At 71.3% G+C, this 18510-nt stretch carries 14 protein-coding genes; 6 read left to right on the forward strand and 8 right to left on the reverse strand.

The window, feature by feature from the left end:
- Positions 1-70 precede the first annotated feature (70 nt).
- On the reverse strand, positions 71-1132 hold the full coding sequence (locus QOL88_RS33595; RefSeq protein ID WP_097221998.1) for a LacI family DNA-binding transcriptional regulator: 1062 nt from the start codon (positions 1130-1132) through the stop codon (positions 71-73).
- A gap of 231 nt (positions 1133-1363) precedes the next feature.
- Here QOL88_RS33595 and QOL88_RS33600 point away from each other — a divergent pair, with 231 nt between their 5' ends.
- The gene (locus QOL88_RS33600) at positions 1364-2197 is read left to right on the forward strand and encodes an SAM-dependent methyltransferase (RefSeq protein ID WP_097221999.1); all 834 of its coding nucleotides are present in this window, start codon (positions 1364-1366) and stop codon (positions 2195-2197) included.
- On the forward strand, positions 2194-2652 hold the full coding sequence (locus QOL88_RS33605; protein ID WP_143668909.1) for a hypothetical protein: 459 nt from the start codon (positions 2194-2196) through the stop codon (positions 2650-2652). Before QOL88_RS33600 ends, QOL88_RS33605 begins: the two co-directional genes overlap by 4 nt.
- A 48-nt stretch (positions 2653-2700) precedes the next feature.
- Here the strand turns inward: QOL88_RS33605 and QOL88_RS33610 are convergent, their stop codons facing one another.
- Positions 2701-3765, reverse strand: coding sequence for an ATP-dependent DNA ligase (locus QOL88_RS33610; protein ID WP_097222001.1), 1065 nt, complete (start codon positions 3763-3765; stop codon positions 2701-2703).
- Between the two features lie 74 nt (positions 3766-3839).
- Here QOL88_RS33610 and ligD point away from each other — a divergent pair, with 74 nt between their 5' ends.
- Complete coding sequence (ligD, locus tag QOL88_RS33615) at positions 3840-4871, forward strand: non-homologous end-joining DNA ligase (protein WP_097222002.1); 1032 nt, start codon at positions 3840-3842, stop codon at positions 4869-4871.
- Here ligD and QOL88_RS33620 read toward each other — a convergent pair.
- The gene (locus QOL88_RS33620; protein WP_097223300.1) at positions 4858-7002 is read right to left on the reverse strand and encodes an OmpL47-type beta-barrel domain-containing protein; all 2145 of its coding nucleotides are present in this window, start codon (positions 7000-7002) and stop codon (positions 4858-4860) included. The two genes, ligD and QOL88_RS33620, sit on opposite strands and share 14 nt — an antisense overlap.
- Before the next feature lie 44 nt (positions 7003-7046).
- Positions 7047-9527 (reverse strand): ThuA domain-containing protein, encoded by a 2481-nt coding sequence (locus QOL88_RS33625; RefSeq protein WP_179879027.1) that lies wholly within the window; start codon positions 9525-9527, stop codon positions 7047-7049.
- A 189-nt stretch (positions 9528-9716) separates the two neighbouring features.
- On the opposite strand from QOL88_RS33625, the gene QOL88_RS33630 reads away from it, so the two are divergent.
- Complete coding sequence (locus QOL88_RS33630; protein WP_097222004.1) at positions 9717-10727, forward strand: multicopper oxidase domain-containing protein; 1011 nt, start codon at positions 9717-9719, stop codon at positions 10725-10727.
- A 107-nt stretch (positions 10728-10834) separates the two neighbouring features.
- Positions 10835-11872, forward strand: coding sequence for a LacI family DNA-binding transcriptional regulator (locus tag QOL88_RS33635; protein WP_097222005.1), 1038 nt, complete (start codon positions 10835-10837; stop codon positions 11870-11872).
- 263 nt (positions 11873-12135) lie between these two features.
- Here the strand turns inward: QOL88_RS33635 and QOL88_RS33640 are convergent, their stop codons facing one another.
- The gene (locus tag QOL88_RS33640) at positions 12136-12921 is read right to left on the reverse strand and encodes a VOC family protein (RefSeq protein WP_097222006.1); all 786 of its coding nucleotides are present in this window, start codon (positions 12919-12921) and stop codon (positions 12136-12138) included.
- A gap of 226 nt (positions 12922-13147) precedes the next feature.
- On the opposite strand from QOL88_RS33640, the gene QOL88_RS33645 reads away from it, so the two are divergent.
- Complete coding sequence (locus QOL88_RS33645; protein WP_179879028.1) at positions 13148-13393, forward strand: WhiB family transcriptional regulator; 246 nt, start codon at positions 13148-13150, stop codon at positions 13391-13393.
- Between the two features lie 191 nt (positions 13394-13584).
- Here QOL88_RS33645 and QOL88_RS33650 read toward each other — a convergent pair whose 3' ends face one another.
- The 3 genes from QOL88_RS33650 to QOL88_RS33660 all read right to left on the reverse strand — a co-directional run bounded on the left by QOL88_RS33650 (position 13585) and on the right by QOL88_RS33660 (position 18492).
- Positions 13585-14562: an acyl-ACP desaturase gene (locus QOL88_RS33650; RefSeq protein ID WP_097222007.1), complete on the reverse strand. Its 978-nt coding sequence runs from the start codon at positions 14560-14562 to the stop codon at positions 13585-13587.
- 192 nt (positions 14563-14754) lie between these two features.
- A complete protein-coding gene (gene ddaH / locus QOL88_RS33655) occupies positions 14755-15531 on the reverse strand; it encodes a dimethylargininase (RefSeq protein ID WP_097222008.1) in 777 nt (258 codons plus the stop codon).
- Positions 15532-16110: 579 nt separating this feature from the next.
- Positions 16111-18492 (reverse strand): Orn/Lys/Arg family decarboxylase, encoded by a 2382-nt coding sequence (locus QOL88_RS33660; protein ID WP_097223302.1) that lies wholly within the window; start codon positions 18490-18492, stop codon positions 16111-16113.
- Positions 18493-18510: the final 18 nt, after the last annotated feature.

Here is an 18510-nt window from a genome sequence, read left to right on the forward strand (position 1 = left end):
TGCGGCTCTGGACATGCAGGTGACCGGCGACGGGGAGTCGCCGGCCGTGCCGTACGGGCGGTCCGAGTGGTCAGCCGGGCGACGGCGGGGCGACGGCGGGCCCGGCCATCCGCGGCTGGATCACGTGGTGCGGCGTTCCAGGAGGCATGCGCGAGGCACCTGCCGCGAGGGGCTTCCGCGCAGTCGGTGACCGGTCGTCGAGGCCGGGGCCGATCGCGTCGATGGCGAGCCGGGCCACGGCCGTGGACATCTCCGCGACGGGCAGGTCGATCCGCGGCAGATGCCGGACGCCCAGTTCGTCCGGGAGGCTGCCGACGAGCACGACGGTCAGGTCGTGGGGAACCCGCAACCCGGCCGCCGCCACCACGTCCAGCAGCCGGGGGAGGAGGATCAGGTGCTGGACGACCAGCGCGGTCGGGCCGGGCCGCGCGGCCAGCGCCTCGCCCAGCCGCCGCGCGAGGACGTCCGGGTCGTGGTGGGACGGGATCACGCGGACATCGGCCCCGGTCTCGACGGCCGTTCGCCGGGCGCCGGCGAGGCCGTGCAGGGCATAGCCACGACGTGCGGCGACCTCGTGGTCGGCCGACGCGAGGAAGAGGATCCGCCGGTGGCCGGCCGCCGCCGTCTCGCGCACGGCGAGGGCGACGGCGGCCTCCCAGTCCAGGTCGGTCCAGGGCAGTGCCGCGTGATCGTCGTGACCGAGCAGCGCCCCGGGAAAGCCCAGTTCACACAGGACCTCGACACGGGGGTCTCGGTCCTCGACCGCCATCAGCACCGCGGCGTCCGCGAGCCTGCTGCGGGCCACCCGGCGCAGTCCCCCGACGCCGTCGCTGTCCGTCATCAGCAGCACGTCGTATCCGTGCACACGGGCTGCGTCGGTGACGTCGATCGCGAACCGCCCGTCGATAGCCCGGTATGCCCCGGGCACGCGCGGCGTGGCCAGTGCGAGCACCCGGGTCCGTGCGCTGCGCAGCGTACGAGCACTCGCACGCGGGTGGTATCCGAGCTCGTCGATCGCGACCTGCACCGTGCGCCGGGTCTCCTCGGAGATCTTGCGCGACCCGCTCAGTACGTACGAGACGGTGCTCGGCGCGACGCCTGCCCGCTCGGCGACGTCCTTGATCGTGGTCATCCCCACCTCCACCCGGCCCGTCCCGGGATCCATCGGGCCCCTCACACCGATCGAATCGATTCGACAGGCGGGATGACTCTAAGTACGGGCCGTGGGGAAGGGCAATACCTCGAGCGGTACCCGGCTTGGAGGTGGCCGTTGGGGGGGGAGTGCCGGGGCAGCGGTGGTGGTGGCCGCCCGGCCGGCCGGAGGATTCAAAAACGGGGCGCGCAGGCGGTGTCGCCGGGAAGAATGACCGCCATGACGTACGAAGGCTCCTCCATCGACCCGGCCAAGCCCAGCATCGCCCGCGTCTACGACTACCTGCTCGGCGGCAAGGACAACTACGCCGTGGACCGTGAGGTCGGCGACGTGTTCAAACGCGACCTGCCCGGTTCGGTGGCCATCGCCTTCGCCAACCGCGCGGCCCTGACCCGGGCGGTCAGGGAGATCGCCATGACCACCGGCATTCGGCAGTTCATCGACTTGGGCAGTGGCCTGCCGACCGCGGACAACGTGCACCAGGTCGCGCAACGGCACGCTCCCGAGTCCCGGGTCGTCTATGTCGACATCGACGACCAAGTGCTGGTCCACGGCCGCGCGCTGCTGGAGAACAACGACCGGACCCGCGTCATCGCGGTCGACGTGCGCAACCCCGAAGGCATTCGCTCTCACCCCGCCACGCTCGAGATGATCGACTTCGACCGTCCCGTCGCCGTCATCCTCAGCGCCATCCTCCACCACGTCAACGATGACGAGGACCCGGCCGGCATCGTCCGCTACTGGCGCGACCAAGTCCCCTCGGGAAGCCACTTCTTCATCAGCCACTTCCGCTCCGGCAACAATCCGGAGACCGCGGAGGCCGAGAAGGTCCTCCAGCAGACGTTCGGCCGCGGCCGGTGGCGCACGGACGCGGAAATCGCCTCCCTGCTGGAGGGCCTGGAGATCCTCGACCCCGGGATCGTCCCCGCGTCCCTGTGGCGTCCCGACGAGACCGACACCCCGTGGAGCGGTGGCGCAAGACGAGAGCTCACGGTCTGGGAACACCTCATCGCCGCCGGACTGGCCCGGAAAGCCCAGACGTGATTCCCGGATGGCGAAGGCCGCGCGGTCTGCGCCTCTGGCCGCCGAACGCCGGGGTGGCGGAGCGCCTCGGCACCGACGGGAAGTCCATGGCCGCCGTACGGGGGAGCGACGTTCTTGAGACGTCGCAGGTGCGGATCTACTCGTCTGCCGGTCGGGTGATCGGCGCCGGGTTCCTCGTCGCCGCTGCTGTGGTGTGTACCTGTGCCCATGCCGTCGCGCGGGCGCTCGGGGAATCGGATGTTGCGGAGCAGGCGCCACGCAGACCGGTGGACCTCGACTTTCCGCTGCTGGTCGGACGTCCCAGGGAACGGGCGACGGTGGTGTCCCGGCGGGGCGGCGGGGCCGACGTCGTGCTGCTGCGGCTCGATGCGGCGGCCGAGTGCGGTGTGGCAGCGGTGGGGGTCGTCGGGTCCGACCCGGACGGGGCCCGGCAGGTCACCGCAGTCGGCCGCTGAAGAGGCAAACGGCCCGCCACTCATCCGATGCGTGGGCACGAAGCACTCCTAGCCGCCGAGGATCTCCGCCAGGTCGTAGCGGACCGGCTCCTCCAGTTGTGCGTACGTGCAGCTCTCGGGGGTCCGGTCCGGGCGCCAGCGGCGGAAACGGGCAGTGTGCCGGAAGCGCTGCCCGTTCTCCATGTGGTCGTACGCCACCTCGGCCACCCGATCCGGCCTGAGCGGCACCCACGACAGGTCCTTGCGACCCGACCAGCGGCTCGGCGCCCCCGGCAGCCGGGCCTTCTCGTGCGCGGCCTCCTCGGACCAGGCCGCCCACGGATGCCCCGTCACGTCGTCCAGGCGCAGCGGCTCCAGCTCCTGAACCAGCTCCGCACGCCGCTTCATCGTGAAGGCGGCGGAGACACCCACGTGCTGGAGGGTCCCGCGGTCGTCGTACAGGCCGAGCAGCAGCGAACCGACGATCGGGCCGCTCTTGTGCAGCCGGTACCCGGCGACCACGACGTCCGCCGTCCGCTCGTGCTTGATCTTGAACATGGCGCGCTCGTCCGGCCGGTAGCGCACCGTCAGCGGCTTGGCGATGACTCCGTCCAGTCCCGCCCCCTCGTACTCCTCGAACCACTGCCGCGCCACCTCGATGTCGGTGGTCGCGGGCGCCAGATGCACCGGCGCCCGTACCCCGGACAGCGCCCCGGCCAGCCGCTCCCGGCGCTCGGTCAGCGGCGCGTCCGTCAGTGACTCGTCCCCCAGCGCCAGCACATCGAACACGACGAGCGACGCCGGAGTCCGCTCCGCCAGCATCCGCACCCGCGAGTCCGCCGGATGGATCCGTTCCGTCAGCGCGTCGAAGTCCAGATGCCCCTCGCGCGCGATCACGATCTCCCCGTCCACCACGCACCGCTCGGGCAGCCGCTCCCGCACGGCCGTCACGAGCTCGGGAAAGTACCTGGTCAGAGGCTTCCCGGTGCGGCTGCCCAGCTCGACCTCGTCCCCGTCGCGGAACACGATCGCCCGGAACCCGTCCCACTTCGCCTCGTACTGCATACCCGCGGGGATCGCCGCCACGGACTTGGCGAGCATCGGCAGGACAGGGGGCATCACCGGCAGATCCATGGATCGATTCTGCTCCGATGTGCCCCGAGGTGCCCGATATGCGAGGTGGGCGGGCTACGCCTACCGTGGCGGGCATGGGTGACGCGGTGGAACTGGAGGTGGCCGGCCGGACCGTACGGCTGTCCAGCCCGGACAAGATGTTCTTCCCGGAGCGCGGCTTCACCAAGCTGGACCTGGCCCGCTACTACATCGCCGTCGGCCCCGGCATCCTGCGCGCCCTGCGCGACCGGCCGACCACCCTGGAGCGCTACCCGGAAGGCGTGAACGGCGAGAACTTCTTCCAGAAGCGGGCGCCGAAGAACATGCCCGACTGGATCCCGACCGCGCACATCACCTTCCCCAGCGGCCGCAGCGCCGACGAGATGTGCCCCACCGAGGCCGGGGCGGTGGTGTGGGCCGCCCAGTTCGGCACCCTCACCTTCCACCCCTGGCCGGTACGCCGCGACGACGTCGACCACCCGGACGAACTGCGCATCGACCTCGACCCGCAGCCCGGCACCGACTACGACGACGCCGCCCGCGCCGCCCACGAACTACGGTCGGTGCTCGACGAGTTCGGCGGACTGCGCGGCTTCCCCAAGACGTCGGGCGGCCGGGGCCTGCACGTGTTCGTGCCCATCGAACCGCGCTGGACCTTCACCCAGGTCCGCCGTGCGGCCATCGCAGTCGGCCGGGAGATGGAACGGCGGATGCCCGAGCACGTGACCATCAAGTGGTGGAAGGAGGAGCGGGGCGAGCGCATCTTCATCGATTACAACCAGACGGCCCGCGACCGCACGATCGCCTCCGCCTACTCCGTACGCCCCCGCCCGCACGCCCCGGTCTCCGCACCCCTGCGCTGGGACGAGGTCGGGGTCGCCCACCCCCAGGACTTCGACCTCGCGACCATGCCCGCGCGCTTCGCCGAACTCGGCGACGTGCACGCGGACATGGACGACAAGCGCTACTCCCTGGAAGCCCTGCTCGACCTCGCCCGCCGCGACGAACACGACCACGGACTGGGCGACCTGCCGTACCCGCCCGAGTATCCGAAGATGCCGGGGGAGCCCAGACGGGTACAGCCGAGCAGAGCCCGTAAGGAAAAGGAACCTCCTACAGCTCCTTGATCCGGATGTCCCGGTACGAGACCACATCCGTCGTGCTGTGCACCTGGAGCCCGATGTAGCCGGAGGCGAACCGCCGCCCGTCCGTGCCCGGGTCGTCCGAGCGCGGCGGGCTGAACTCCTGGCCGCCGGTGTTGTCGAACTCGTTGATCAGCACGCCGTTGCGGAACACCGAGTAGTGCTGGCCCTCCACCCGGATCTCGTAGTCGTTCCAGGAGCCCTTCTGCGTCACGCCCGCGCCGGCCAGGCCCACCCGGTCGAAGCCGTAGACCGAACCCGTCTTGTACATGTCGCCGTCGGGCAGGTCGAGCACCTGCACCTCGTGCCCGTACTTGATGGCGACCCACTCGGGGCGGGACTCCTCCGGATGGTCGTGGACCCACGGGAAGCGCACGAACACACCGGAGTTGGCGTTGCCCGTGCCCGGGGCGTCGTCACGCCACTGGAGCTTCAGCGAGAAGTCGCCGTACTTGCGCTGCGGGAACCACAGCATGCCCATCCCGGGCGTCGTGGTGCCGGAGGTGATCGTCCCGTCCGGGTTCAGCCCGAACGAACCGCCGCCCACCTGCTGCCACTTGGCCAGGGACTCCGCGGTGCCGTCGAAGAGCGCCCGGTAGCCCTCGGTCTGCCCCGGCTTGCCGATCCCGGACTGCCGGGCCGCCTTCCGGATCGCCGTGGACTCCCGCTGGTCGATCACGCCTTCCTTCAGCAGCGCGCCCAGGACGGAGTCCACGTGCTTGAGGAACAGCGCCTGGGACGTCCACTCCTTCTCGTCCTCGATCAGCTCGCCGATCCGGCAGCGGTTGTCGGTGACCCGGTTGCGCACGCCCGAGTCGACCGTGCCGACGATCACCGTCAACCGCTCGTCGTACTCCGGGCAGTCGGGCGCCGGGACCTGCCCGGAGACGACCGTGAAGGTCACCGTGCGGGCCGCGGCGGTGTTGCCCGCCTTGTCCGTCGCCCGGTACGCCACGGTGCGGGCGCCCGCCCGGTCGACCACCACCGGCGCCGAGTACGCCAGGTACGGGCCGCCGTCCAGCGAGTACTCGATCCGCTCGACGCCCGAGCCGTGCTCGTCGGTCGCGGTGACCGCCACCCGGGCACTGTTGACGTAGGCCCCGGTCGCGTTCTTCGTGCCCTCCACGGTCACGCCCGTCACCGGCGGGGTGGTGTCCGCGGGCGGCGCCGCGACGACCGTGAACCGCACGTCCTTCTCCGCCGCCACGTTGCCCGCCTTGTCGGTGGCGCGGTAGCGGACGGTGTGCGTCCCCACCTGGTGCACCATGACGGGCGCGGTGTACGCCTGCCAGGCGCCGGAGCCGATCGCGTACTCGATCGTGTTGACCCCGGTCCCGGTGTCGGAGGCCGAGACGGTGACCGTCGCCATGTCGATGTACGCCCCGTCGGCGTCGCGCTCGCCACTCACCGTCGCCGAGGTCTCCGGCGCGGTGGTGTCGTCCGACTGGGGAGCGACGACCGTGAACGCGGCGCTCTTCTCGGCGGACACGTTCCCCGCCTTGTCGAACGCGCGGTAGCGGACCGTGTGGCTGCCGACCTGGTCGACGACGACCGGCGCGGTGTACGGCTGCCAGGCACCGGCCTCGCCGATCGCGTACTCGATCCGCTCCACGCCGGAGCCGCCCTCGTCGGTGGCGTGCAGCGCCACGCTCGCCGAGCCGACGTACTCGCCCTGCGCGTTCTGCGTGCCGCTCACGTGGGCGGACGCCTCGGGCGCCGTGGTGTCCTCGCCGGTGCCCTCGGTCACCGTCAGGATGCCCTGCATCTGGCCGTGGCCGGGGATCGTGCAGTGGTAAAAGTACCGGCCGGGCGTGAGCGTGACCTGGGCGGTGTGCTTGCCGCCCTGGGCGTCGTTGGGGTTGGCCAGGATGTTGAGCTGCACGTCGCTGTTGAACTCGGGGTCGCTGGTCACGAACGTCAGCGTGTGCGGCATGCCCGTGGTGTTGCCGGTGGCCGCGCTGTTCTCGAAGACGATCGTGGCCGCACCGGCGACAGCCGTCTTCGGCGCCGAGAGGTACTTGTCGATGTCGTTGCCGGCCGTCCAGGTGAGCACCTGGTCGGCGGCCGCCTTCCCGGGCTGCCCGGCGGCGGGCAGCGCCTGCACGCCGAGCATCATCAGCAGGGCGGCCAGCAGGGCGGCCCAGACTCTTCGGTGCCGGATCACTCGGTCCCCCTCGCCAGCTGGCCGGCGGCCGGGGTGGGCCCGCCGCCGTTGTAGGTGACCCGCCACAGGGCCGACTTGGAGTCCGAGGTGAAGAAACCGCGCCCGTAGTCGAGGACGTAGAGCGCGCCGTCCGGACCGAACTTCCAGTCCATGAGGTTCTTGATGCCGTCGTTGCCGATCGGCACGATCTTCTTCAACGACTCCGAGTGCACCGGCAGACCGCCGTCCCCTTGCGTCTTCGGGTCCATGAGCACCGCGTTGCGCGGCTGGTCGGCGTCGTAGAAGTCACCGACGAACCACTTGCCGTCCCAGTACGCCGGCCACTTGACGGTGCTGTCGGCCGCGACCGTGCCGTAGCGGTAGACCGGCCCGTTCATCGCGGCCTGCCCGCCGCCCTTCAGCCAGGGCAGCCGGTAGGTGGCCTCCGCCGGCTTGTACGACGGGACGCCGCTCGCGTCCCGCGGGTAGTCCGGGCCGCCGCCCGAGGGCGAGTACCAGATGTTGTTGCCGGTCACCGGCGGCAGGTCGACCAGGCCGTCGTTGTTCGGCGACTCGTTCTTCGGGTGGTCGCAGTCGTACCAGCCCAGCGGCTTGGACGGGTCCGGCAGATTCCGGTCCCGGTACGGCTGCTTGTTGCCCATGCAGTACGGCCAACCGCGGTTGCTCGCCTCGGTGATGACGGCGAAGGTGTCGTACTTCGCCGGGCCCCAGGTCGTCGAGGGCGCACTCGCGTCCGGGCCGACCCAGCCCGCGTAGAGCACGTCGGTCGACTTGTCGACGGAGATGCGCGCCGGGTTGCGGACGCCCATCACATAGATCTCGCCGCGCGTCTTGCCGCCGCCCTCGTCGGGCTCCTTCCCGGTGAAGAGATTGCCCGCGGGGAGCGTGTACGTCCCGTCCGGCTCCGGGTGGATGCGCAGGATCTTGCCGTTGAGGTTGTTGGTGTTGCCCGCCGTGCGGCGTGCGTCCGCGAAGGAGACGCCCTTGTAGTTCGGCTGCGGGTTGTTGCCCGAGTAACCGTCGCTGAACCCGCTGGAGTTGTTGTCGCCGGTGGCGATGTACAGGTTGCCCTTGGAGTCCCAGGCCATCCCGCCGCCCGCGTGGCAGCAACTGTGGATCTGCACCGGCCACTTCAGCAGGACCTTCTCACTGGTGAGGTCCAGCTTGTTCGTGGCCCGGTCGAGCGTGAAGCGGGAGACCCGCCGCTCCGCCATCCGCGTCTCGCGGTTGATCCGCTCGTGCGGCGTGTAGTGCAGATACACCCAGCCGTTCTGCGCGAACCCCGGGTCCAGCTCGATACCGAGCAGCCCCTCCTCGACCTTGACCAGCTCGTCGCCGCCGCCCTTGTTGCCGAAGACGGTGAGCGCGCCGGCCAGGGTGACCTGCTTGGTCTTCGGGTCGTAGACGTGGATCTCGCCCTTGCCCTTGCCGATGTCGGGGTTGTTCCAGTCCGTGATCACGGGCTGCGAGGAGTCGGCGCCGCCCCGGCCGATGTAGAACACCCGGCCGTCCGGAGCGGTGACCATCCCGTGCGGCTCGCCGATCTGGTCGTTCTGCCCCGGCTGGTTCGGCTTGGTCAGCCGCTCCGCCGCGTAGTTGGCGTTGATGGTCGCCTTGCAGTCGGCCTGCTCCAGCCGCGTCGTCCACATCAGCGCGCCGCGCAGATGATCGCGGAAGTCGGTCTCGTCGTACGACGACACCGTCCCGCCCATGCCCGTGTAGAAGGACCGTCCGCCGTCGTAGTCCCGGCACCAGCTGACCGGATGGTCCCAGCCGTTGGAGCCCGAGCCCGGCTGGTAGGTCGACTCGCGGACCCGGGCCACCGTGTGCACCTCGCCCGAGGGGTTCTTCACCCAGTTCAGCCACTGGTCCGGGCGCTTCCACTGCACCGGCAGGTCCTTGGTGGCGGGGTGCCGGCGGTCGCCGACCTCGACGGTCGCGCGCTGCACGGCCGTCGGGCTCGAGGCGGCCGGGCGGGCCCCCACCAGGCCGGTGAACCAGTCCGAATACGGCTCCGCGCGCGCCGCGTCATGAATGCCGACGAACCCGCCACCGGCCTCCATGTACGCCTCCAGGCCCGCCTCCTGCTCCGCGTCGAGGACATCGCCCCCGCCGGTCAGGAAGACGATCGCGTTGAAGCGGCCGAGCCTCGTGGAGTCGGTGAACACCGAGGCGTCACCGGTGGCCCGCACCGTGAAGCGGCGGTTCGCCGGGCCCGTCAGACCGATGTCCTCGATGGCCTCGATCCCGGCGTTCACCACCGGCGACTCCTCCCCGGCCGCCGCGGAACCGTGGAAGATCAGCACCCGTACGTTCGCGCCGCCCGGCGGCGACTTGATCGACATCGTTGTCAGCGGGGGTTCGGGGAAAGGGCGCGCGTTCGCGGCGGAACCCGACAGCAGCCCGGCGGTCACGACCCCGGCGGCGACGGACGCCGCCCAGACGCGTCTTGACTTGCTCAACCCTCGTAAGCGCATGGGCACCTCCTCGGTCACAGCAACACCGCCAAGGAAGCTAAACCCCTTTGCGCATCCCGCCAATACCTATGACCGGGATGGCACCAACTTTGTCTTGAGTGTGGATAAACGGGAGCGCGGCCGGTACCGTCGCACAGGTTCATCACAGGTACGCCTCCGTAAATGCCTTATCAGGGTGGGGAGTTCCGCATGGACAGACGCAGCTTCAACCGGCGGGTCCTGCTGGGCGGCGCGGCCGTCGCGACATCGTTGTCCGTGGCGCCGGAGGCCGTGAGCGCCGCCGGACCGGCGAAGACGGCACCCGCCGGGGGCGAGGTGAAGCGCATCAAGCTCTACGCCGAGAAGCTCCCCGACGGGCAGATGGGCTACGGGCTGGAGAAGGGCAAGGCGAGCATCCCCGGCCCGCTGATCGAGCTCAACGAAGGCGACACGCTGCACGTCGAGTTCGAGAACACCATGGACGTGGAGGTCAGCCTGCACGTCCACGGCCTGGACTACGAGATCACCAGCGACGGCACGAAACTGAACCGCAGTCATGTCGAGCCGGGCGGCACCCGCACCTACACCTGGCGCACCCACGCCCCCGGACGCCGGGGGGACGGCACCTGGCGCTCGGGCAGCGCGGGCTACTGGCACTACCACGACCACGTCGTCGGCACGGAACACGGCACCGTGGGGCTGCAAAAGGGCCTCTTCGGCCCGGTCGTCGTCCGCCGCAAGGGCGACGTCCTGCCCGACCGGACCCACACGGTCGTCTTCAACGACATGCGCATCAACAACAAGCCGCCGCACTCCGGGCCGAACTTCGAGGCCACGGTGGGGGATCGCGTGGAGTTCGTCGTGATCACGCACGGCGAGTTCTACCACACGTTCCACATGCACGGTCACCGCTGGGCGGACAACCGCACCGGCATGCTGACCGGCCCCGAGGACCCCAGCCAGGTCATCGACAACAAGATCACGGGCCCGGCGGACTCCTTCGGCTTCCAGGTGATCGCGGGGGAGGGGGTCGGTGCCGGCGCCTGGATGTACCACTGCCACGTCCAGAGCCACTCCGACATGGGGATGGTCGGACTGTTCCTGGTGAAGAAGCCGGACGGCACCATTCCGGGGTACGACCCGCACGAGCACGGCGACGAGCCGACGGGCGGCGGGCACGAGCACGGGGAGGAGCCTGCGGGCGGCGGTCACGAGCACTGACGGGCGGCTGCTCTCCCCGTCCGCGCCGACCGGCAGGCGAGAGCGCTCTCACCACGCTGTGTGTCCGGGGCTATCCTGATCCGCAGCCGCAGGTGAGGAGCCCCGAAGTGACCGACGCAGCGCCGCGTCCCACCCTGGAGGCCGTGGCCGCCCGGGCCGGTGTCTCGCGGGCCACGGTGTCCCGCGTGGTCAACGGCGGGGACGGGGTGCGGGACGTCCTCGTGGAGCGGGTCCGCAAGGCCGTCGACGAGCTCGGGTACGTGCCCAACCAGGCCGCCCGCTCCCTGGTGACCCGGCGGCACGACGCGATCGCGGTCGTCGTCGCCGAACCGGAGACCCGGGTCTTCTCCGACCCGTTCTTCGCGCTCCAGCTGCGCGGCATCAGCAAGGAGCTCACCGCCCACGACAACCAGCTCGTGCTGCTGCTCACGGAAGGCCGGGACGACCACGCCCGGGTCGGCCGCTACCTCGCCGGCGGACATGTCGACGGGGCCCTCGTCTTCTCCCTGCACCTCCACGACCCGCTGCCGGAGCTGATCCAGCGGGCCGGCATCCCCACCGTCTTCGGCGGGCGGCCCGGCTGGAGCGGTGACCGGCGCGAGGTGGTCTACGTCGACAGCGACAACCGCGGCGGTGCCCGCGACGCCGTCCGCCACCTGGCCGGTCTCGGCCGCACCCGGATCGCGCACATCACCGGCGCCCTCGACCAGACCTCCGCCGCGGACCGCCTCGACGGCTACCGGGACGTCATGGTGGACGCCGACCCGCGGCTGATCGCCGAGGCCGACTTCACCCCGGCCGGCGGCGAGCGGGCGATGCGCGAGCTCCTGGAGCGCTGCCCGGACGTGGACGCGGTGTTCGCCGCCAACGACCTCATGGCCTCCGGGGCGCTGCGCGTCCTGCGCGGCTCGGGCCGCCGGGTCCCCGACGACGTGGCCGTGATCGGCTTCGACGACATGCGGCCCGTCGCGGAACAGACCGACCCACCCCTCACGACGGTCCGTCAGGACATAGAGGAGATGGGCCGCCTGATGGCCCGCCTGCTCCTGCGCGGCCTCGACCGGGCCGCCCCGCGGGAGGGAGTCGGGGCTTCCCCGTCGAGCGTGGTGCTGCCGACGACGCTGGTGCGGCGGGGGTCGGCGTAGGGGCTGCTCCGGCAGAGCGCGTCGTCGCCGGAGGCGGCTCATCGTCCGGTGGGCTTCCCGGGCCGCCGAGCGGCTCGGCGTGAGGTGGGGGCGTCCCGGTCCGCCGCCCGGGAGCCGGCCGTCCGGGAGCCTCGGCCGGCCGGGCCGTTCGGTGGTACGGCGAAGCGCCGAGCCCGAACCGGCCGGACGGCGAGAGCCCGTACGCGTGACGCCCGGCATTCGCGCGGGGCGGATGTCGCGCTTCGTGACAGGCTCGGCCGGTCTCAGCCCTGTTGCGGCTCGCTGCGGATCACCGCGAAGCGGGCGCCGTACGGGTCGGCGAGTTTGGCGAGGCGGCCGACGGACGGGAGGTCCGTCGCGGGGAGGCGGACCGTGCCGCCCAGTTCGCCGGCCCTGGCCACGATGGCGTCCGGGTCGGCGACCTCGAAGTACGGCAGCCAGTACGCCTCCTCCTCGCCCGGGGCGTCGGCGAGCGGGACGACACCGCCGAACATGGCGTCCTCGCTCTCCCCGGCGGGGTTGAACGTGGTGTACGTGCCGCCGGCGAAGTCCGCGCCGAAGGTCTCCAGACCGAGCACGGAGTGGTAGAAGGCCGCCGTGGCCGGGACGTCCGCCGTGTACAGCTCGACCCAGCACAGCGAGCCGTGCTCCTGGACGACCTCCAGCCCCCTGGTGCGGCCCGGTTGCCACACCCCGAAGGGCACCCCGGCCTGGTCCGCGAGGATCGCCATCCGGCCCAGGTCCTGGACGTCCATCGGCTGCACCGTCACCGCGCCGTGCGCCTGCTCGGCCGCCCGGGCCGTGGCGTCCGCGTCCGGCGACTGGAAGTACACCGTCCAGGACGGCGGGCCCTGCTCCGGCGTGGTCTGCATGCCTCCGGCGGCCGCCCTGTCGCCGAGCCGGAACAGGCCGTACCCGCCGACCTCCGGGCCGCCCGGCTGGAACCGCCAGCCGAACAGCCCGCCGTAGAAGGCGGCGGCGCCGTCGATGTCGGGGGTGCCGAGGTCGATCCAGTTCGGAGCGCCGGTGACGTAACGGGTGGTGAGCATCGTCGCCCTCCTCGCACAGGGGCCCGTCGTCTGCACTGCCGAGTCTTCCACCGCGCGGTGCCGGCCGCCGCCGGAGCGCGGCCGCGGCGGGGTTTCGGATGTTTCCGCGCGCCGCCGTGCGCCGGCCCCGTCCGGCGGGCCACCATCAAGGTGGCCGGGGGCCCGTGAACACCGTGTTGATCCCGTGTTGATCGAACGTTTTTCGCCGTCCGCGACGCTACCGGGCATGCACATCGACACGATCACCTCGCCCGAACTCGAATGGCAGCAAGAGGCGTTGTGCGCGCAGACGGGGGCGGACTTCTTCTTCCCCGAGCCGGGTAGTTCGGTGCGGGAGGCGAAGCGGATCTGCGGTATGTGCCCGATCCGCGCGGCCTGCCTGGAGTACGCGCTGGACCACGACGAGCGCTTCGGCGTCTGGGGCGGCCTTTCGGAGAAGGAGCGGCTGGAGCTGCGACGCGCGTCGCGGTAGTCGCCAGGGCAGTGGGAGCCGCCACGGGGTGGGCCCGCCAGGGGGTGGGCCGCCAGGGGAGTGGGTCCCGCCACGGAGGGGGGCCCATCGCGGGAGCGGGGCCCGGTCCCGCGGCTGTCCGCTGCCGGAACGCACGGAGCCCCGGCCGCTCGTGGCGGCCGGGGCTCTGTCCGCGTGTGTGCGGGTCGGCGTCAGGCGCCGGCCCGGGCCGCCATGCGGGCCTTGCGGGCGGCCAGCTTCTCGTCGAACTTCGACGCCTCGGAGTCCAGACCGCCCATGAACAGGCCGAGCTCCTCCTGGGCCTTGCGGCCCTCGGGGCCCAGGCCGTCGATCTCCATGATCTTCAAAAAGCGCAGCACGGGCTGGAGCACGTCGTCGTGGTGGATGCGCATGTTGTAGATCTCGCCGATCGCCATCTGCGCGGCGGCCCGCTCGAAGCCGGGCATGCCGTGACCGGGCATCCGGAAGTTCACGATGACGTCGCGCACCGCCATCATCGTCAGGTCGGGCGCCAGGTCGAACGCCGCCTTCAGCAGGTTCCGGTAGAAGACCATGTGCAGGTTCTCGTCGGTGGCGATGCGCGCCAGCATGCGGTCGCAGACCGGGTCCCCGGACTGGTGGCCGGTGTTGCGGTGCGAGACGCGGGTCGCGAGCTCCTGGAAGGCCACGTAGGCGACCGAGTGCAGCATCGAGTGCCGGTTGTCCGACTCGAAGCCCTCGCTCATGTGGGACATCCGGAATTCCTCCAGCTTGTCCGGGTCCACCGCGCGCGAGGTGAGCAGGTAGTCGCGCATCACGATGCCGTGCCGGCCCTCCTCCGCGGTCCAGCGGTGCACCCAGGTGCCCCAGGCGCCGTCGCGGCCGAACAGCGAGGCGATCTCGTGGTGGTAGCTGGGCAGGTTGTCCTCGGTGAGAAGGTTGACGATGAGCGCGATGCGCCCGATCTCGGTGACCTTGGACTGCTCCTTCTCCCAGGCCTCGCCGTCTTCGAAGAGACCGGGGAAGTTGCGCCCGTCGCTCCAGGGCACGTACTCGTGCGGCATCCAGTCCTTGGCAACCTTCAGATGCCGGTTGAGTTCCGTCTCGACCACTTCCTCCAGGGCATACAGCAGCTGGGCGTCGGTCCAGGCGCCGGCCGGGCTGCCGAGGTGGGGAGTGGTGATCGTCATGGACTCTCCAGGGGGACAAGCGTGTGAGCGGTGAACGGTGAACCTACGGCATCGTAGGCTACGTTGCCGTAGGTTACGAGGCCGTAGGTTAAGGGTGCCGTAAAGGCCGCTGATCAGCGGGGTCGCCCAGCCGTGTGTCGGGCTCCCCTGACGCGCAGGTCGGGAGCCCGGACGGGGAATGCGCGCGTCCGGTCAGACGTACAGCTCCCGCAGCCGCACCGAGAGGCACGTCACACATCCCTCGAGCTTCTCGAACTCGCTGATGTCCACGACGACCGGTTCGTACCCGAGGTCGGCGAACAGCTCGGCGGTCTTCGGCGCGCTCGCCGCCATCAGCAGCTTGTCGCCGCCGAGCAGGACGACGTGCGAGCCGGCCTCCTCGGGGACCGGCAGGAAGCGCGCGAACAGCGAGGGTGTGTCCATCTTGGGGATGTGCCCGATGACCGTGCCGTCCGGCAGCGCCGTGACCGCCGACTTCAGGTGCAGCACCTTGCTCACCGGCGCGGAGACGACCCGCGCGCCGAGCGGCTCGAACGCGGCGCGCAGCTGCCGGACGCCGTCGGCGTTGGTGCGACCGCCCCGGCCCACGTAGACGGTGTCGCCGATCTTCAGGACGTCCCCGCCCTCCAGGGTGCCCGGGTCCCAGATCCAGTTCACCGAGCAGCCCAGACCGGCGACGGCCTCCTCGACCCCGGCGGTCTCCTCGCGCCGGGAGTCCGCGCCCGGGCGCGCGATCAGGGCCACGTTCTTGTACATCACGACCGTGTCCTCGACGAACACCGAGTCCGGGCAGTCGTCGGCGGGGTCCACCTCGATGGTCTCCCAGCCGTGCGTGCGCAGGGCCTCCACGTACGTCTGCCACTGCTCGGCGGCGAGGTCGACGTCGACCTTCTCCCGCTCGATGTGTGTCACCAGCCCCTCCGCGAGGCGCGGGCTGGGGCGGCGGACGAGGGCCTTCTTGCTGGGCACGAGCGTGACTCCGTATCGGATGGGACGTGTCGGGACCGCACCGGCGGAGCTTTCCGGGATCGACCGGAACCCGTCGGGCGTCGGCCGCCATCATGCAGGGCGAACGCGGGAGAGGACAGCCCCGGGGAGGGCTTGAGGGAGGGAGGGGGGTGGGGATGCCTCGGACGCGTCGGGCGGACGGCGGGGCGGGGCGGACGGGATCCGCGGGGGAACACCGCCTGGAACGCCTCCAGGCCCAGGTGGCGCGGGAGAGGCGGGCAGCGGGTGAGCCCCCCTGCCTGGAGGGGACGCCGGCCGCCCGGCGGTGACCGCCCGGGAGCGGACGGTGACCACCCGGCCCTCCGTCGGCAGGCGCCGGTGAGCGGCTGCCTCCGGCCGGAGCGCACGCCTCGTGTCGAGGGAGGCTACCTCCGGCCGTGGCACACGCCTCGTGTCGAGCCGGAGCTGTCCGGCCTCGGCGGTCATGATGGTCCCGCCTGTGCAGGCCGGTTCGTCCCTGGTGCCGGCAGTGGCGTCCCCCTGTCCGGGGCCCCTGGGAATGGCCGGTCGCCGTGTCCCCCTGTCCGGCCCCCCTCGCACTCACCCCACCGACCCAGCGCCCTCCAACCCCCGCCGCTGTGCCGGTGTCAGCGCGCCGGCGGTGGTCTCCTCCTGCTCGTCCGAGCGCAGGCACTCGATCAGGTAGTCGCCCGTGTCGGGGTCGCGGGTCACCCCGTGCGTCTCGCTGCCGAAGCCGGGGAAATGACGGTCGAAGGACTCCAGGGCGCCGAGGTAGCGCAGGAGGGGGCTGCCTGCCGCTCCGGTGCTCTCGCCCGGCATGAGGACCGGGATGCCGGGCGGCGTCACCGTGACCATCGCCGCGGCCACCCGGCCCGGCGCGTCCGTCAGGCGGACGCGTTCCGTACCGCCGCGGACCAGGCGCTGGTAGCACAGCTGGGGCGGGGAGACGGGCTCGGGCAGGTGCTGGAAGGCGGCGTCGAGGAGCTCGACCAGGCGGGCCTCCCGCAGATGGTCGTGCATCTCCTGGCACAGCTCGCGCAGCGTCAGCCCGGCGTAGCGCCGCGGATGCTCCGCGACCAGCGCGGGCAGCACACGGTCCAGCGGGGTGTCACCGTCGTAGAGGTCCTTGAAGTCCATGAGAGCGTCCAGCAGCGTGCCCCACTTGCCCTTGGTGATGCCCATGGAGAACAGCACCAGGGTGGTGTAGCTGTCGGTCTTCTCGACGACGATGCCGCGCGTGGTCAGATACGCGGTGAGCACCCGGGCCGGGATGCCCTGATCGGACATCACCCCGGTCGCGCCCAGCCCCGGGCAGGTCAGGGTGACCTTGATCGGGTCGAGCATGCAGTACCCGCCGGTCAGTCCGGGGAAGCCGTGCCAGTCCGCGTCGGGTGCGAGGTGCCAGCAGGACGGCTCGGTCCGCAGCAGGTCCGCCGGTGCCTCGTCGAAGGGCAGGCGCTGCCCGCTCACGGGGTCGGTGACCTCTCCCGGCTGCCACACTCCGAAGAACCACGGCGGTCGGTCGCCCGCCGCCTCGATGCGCCGCCCGATCCGCACCATCTCCTGGCGGAACCTGATCGCCTCGGTCACCGCCTCGTCGACCAGCCACTGCCCCTGCGGGCCGTCCATCATCGCCGTGGCCACGTCCAGCGAGGCGATCATCGGGTACAGCGGTGACGTGGTGCCGTGCATCATCAGCGCCTCGTTGAACCGGTCGTGCTCCACCGGTGCCCGCGGTGCGGGCCTGACGTGCACCATGGCGCCCTGCGAGAGCGCAGCCAACAGCTTGTGGGTGGACTGCGTCGCGAAGACCGTCGGCCGGTCGGGGCCGGGGAATGACTCCTCGTCCACCGACATGCCGTAGCGCCCGGCGTACAGCGGATGGAAGCGGGCGTACGCGAACCACGCTTCGTCGAAGTGCAGCCGGGGCGTGCACGGGGCGAACGCCCGGGCCGCCGCCGACGCGTCGTAACACAGCCCGTCGTACGTGGAGTTGGTGAACACCGCGTACTGGGCGCGCGAGGAGACCGCGCCCGCCGTCAGCGGGCTCGCGGCGATCCGGGCCGCCACCGACTCCGCCGCGATCTCGGCCGGCGGCAGGGGCCCGGCGAGGCCGTAACCGTTACGGGTGGGGACCAGGTACACCGGCCGCGCGCCGGAGACGACCAGGCCGTGCAGGACGGACTTGTGGCAGTTGCGGTCCACCAGGGCGATCTCGTCACGGGTCACGCTGAAGTGGCCGACCAGACGGTTGCAGGTGGAGTCGCCGTGCAGCACGAAGTACGTGTGGTCGGAGCCGAAGACCCGGGCGGCGTTGCGTTCCGCCTCGCCGATCGGGCCGGTGTGCTCGAACAGCGAGCCGAGCTCCTCCACCGAGATCGACAGGTCGCTGCGCAGCAGTCGCTCCCCGAAGTACTCGTGGAACGCCCGGCCCACGGGAGACTTGAGGAAGGCGACACCCCCGGAGTGCGCGGGCGTGTGCCACGAGTACTCGTGCGCGTCGTCGAAGCGCCGCAGCGCCTTGAAGAACGGCGGGAGCAGCGCGTCCTGGTAGGCGCGCGCGGCCGTGCTGATCCGCCCGGCGATGAACGCCGGCGTGTCCTCCAACGGCCACACATAGCCGACCACCGACTGCGACACCCACAGCGGCAGCTCACGCAACCCCTCGTCCGCCATGACCAGGAACACCGGCAGGTTCTGGAACCGCCGCCCGATCCGGCGCAGTACCGTCGCACCGCCCGGCCCGTCCCCGGTTTCGGGCGGGAGATCCCAGGCGACCAGTGCGGCGGCCAGCCCGGCCTCGGTCCGGAGCACCGCCTCGGCGTCGGCGACGCTCACCGCCCACCGCACGTGCAGGCCGCGCGCCCGGATCCCGTCGGCGATGCGTGTCAACTGCCCTGCGGTGACGCCTCCGTCGTCCGGATGCTCCGCCACCGCCACCACAACCGTGCCGTCGGCCATGTCGTTCCCCTCACCGGT

Source organism: Streptomyces sp. Ag82_O1-12 (genome assembly GCF_900182715.1).
Classification (GTDB): domain Bacteria; phylum Actinomycetota; class Actinomycetes; order Streptomycetales; family Streptomycetaceae; genus Streptomyces; species Streptomyces massasporeus.

Bases quoted from the DNA above. Each gene is read 5' to 3' on its own strand.
- ligD (WP_097222002.1), top strand. From the start codon at position 3,840: ATGGGTGACGCGGTGGAACTGGAGGTGGCCGGCCGGACCGTACGGCTG.
- QOL88_RS33595 (WP_097221998.1), bottom strand. From the start codon at position 1,132: ATGACCACGATCAAGGACGTCGCCGAGCGGGCAGGCGTCGCGCCGAGC.
- QOL88_RS33610 (WP_097222001.1), bottom strand. From the start codon at position 3,765: ATGGATCTGCCGGTGATGCCCCCTGTCCTGCCGATGCTCGCCAAGTCC.
- QOL88_RS33640 (WP_097222006.1), bottom strand. From the start codon at position 12,921: ATGCTCACCACCCGTTACGTCACCGGCGCTCCGAACTGGATCGACCTC.
- QOL88_RS33630 (WP_097222004.1), top strand. From the start codon at position 9,717: ATGGACAGACGCAGCTTCAACCGGCGGGTCCTGCTGGGCGGCGCGGCC.
- QOL88_RS33600 (WP_097221999.1), top strand. From the start codon at position 1,364: ATGACCGCCATGACGTACGAAGGCTCCTCCATCGACCCGGCCAAGCCC.
- QOL88_RS33645 (WP_179879028.1), top strand. From the start codon at position 13,148: ATGCACATCGACACGATCACCTCGCCCGAACTCGAATGGCAGCAAGAG.
- QOL88_RS33625 (WP_179879027.1), bottom strand. From the start codon at position 9,527: ATGCGCTTACGAGGGTTGAGCAAGTCAAGACGCGTCTGGGCGGCGTCC.
- QOL88_RS33620 (WP_097223300.1), bottom strand. From the start codon at position 7,002: ATGATGCTCGGCGTGCAGGCGCTGCCCGCCGCCGGGCAGCCCGGGAAG.
- QOL88_RS33650 (WP_097222007.1), bottom strand. From the start codon at position 14,562: ATGACGATCACCACTCCCCACCTCGGCAGCCCGGCCGGCGCCTGGACC.
- QOL88_RS33660 (WP_097223302.1), bottom strand. From the start codon at position 18,492: ATGGCCGACGGCACGGTTGTGGTGGCGGTGGCGGAGCATCCGGACGAC.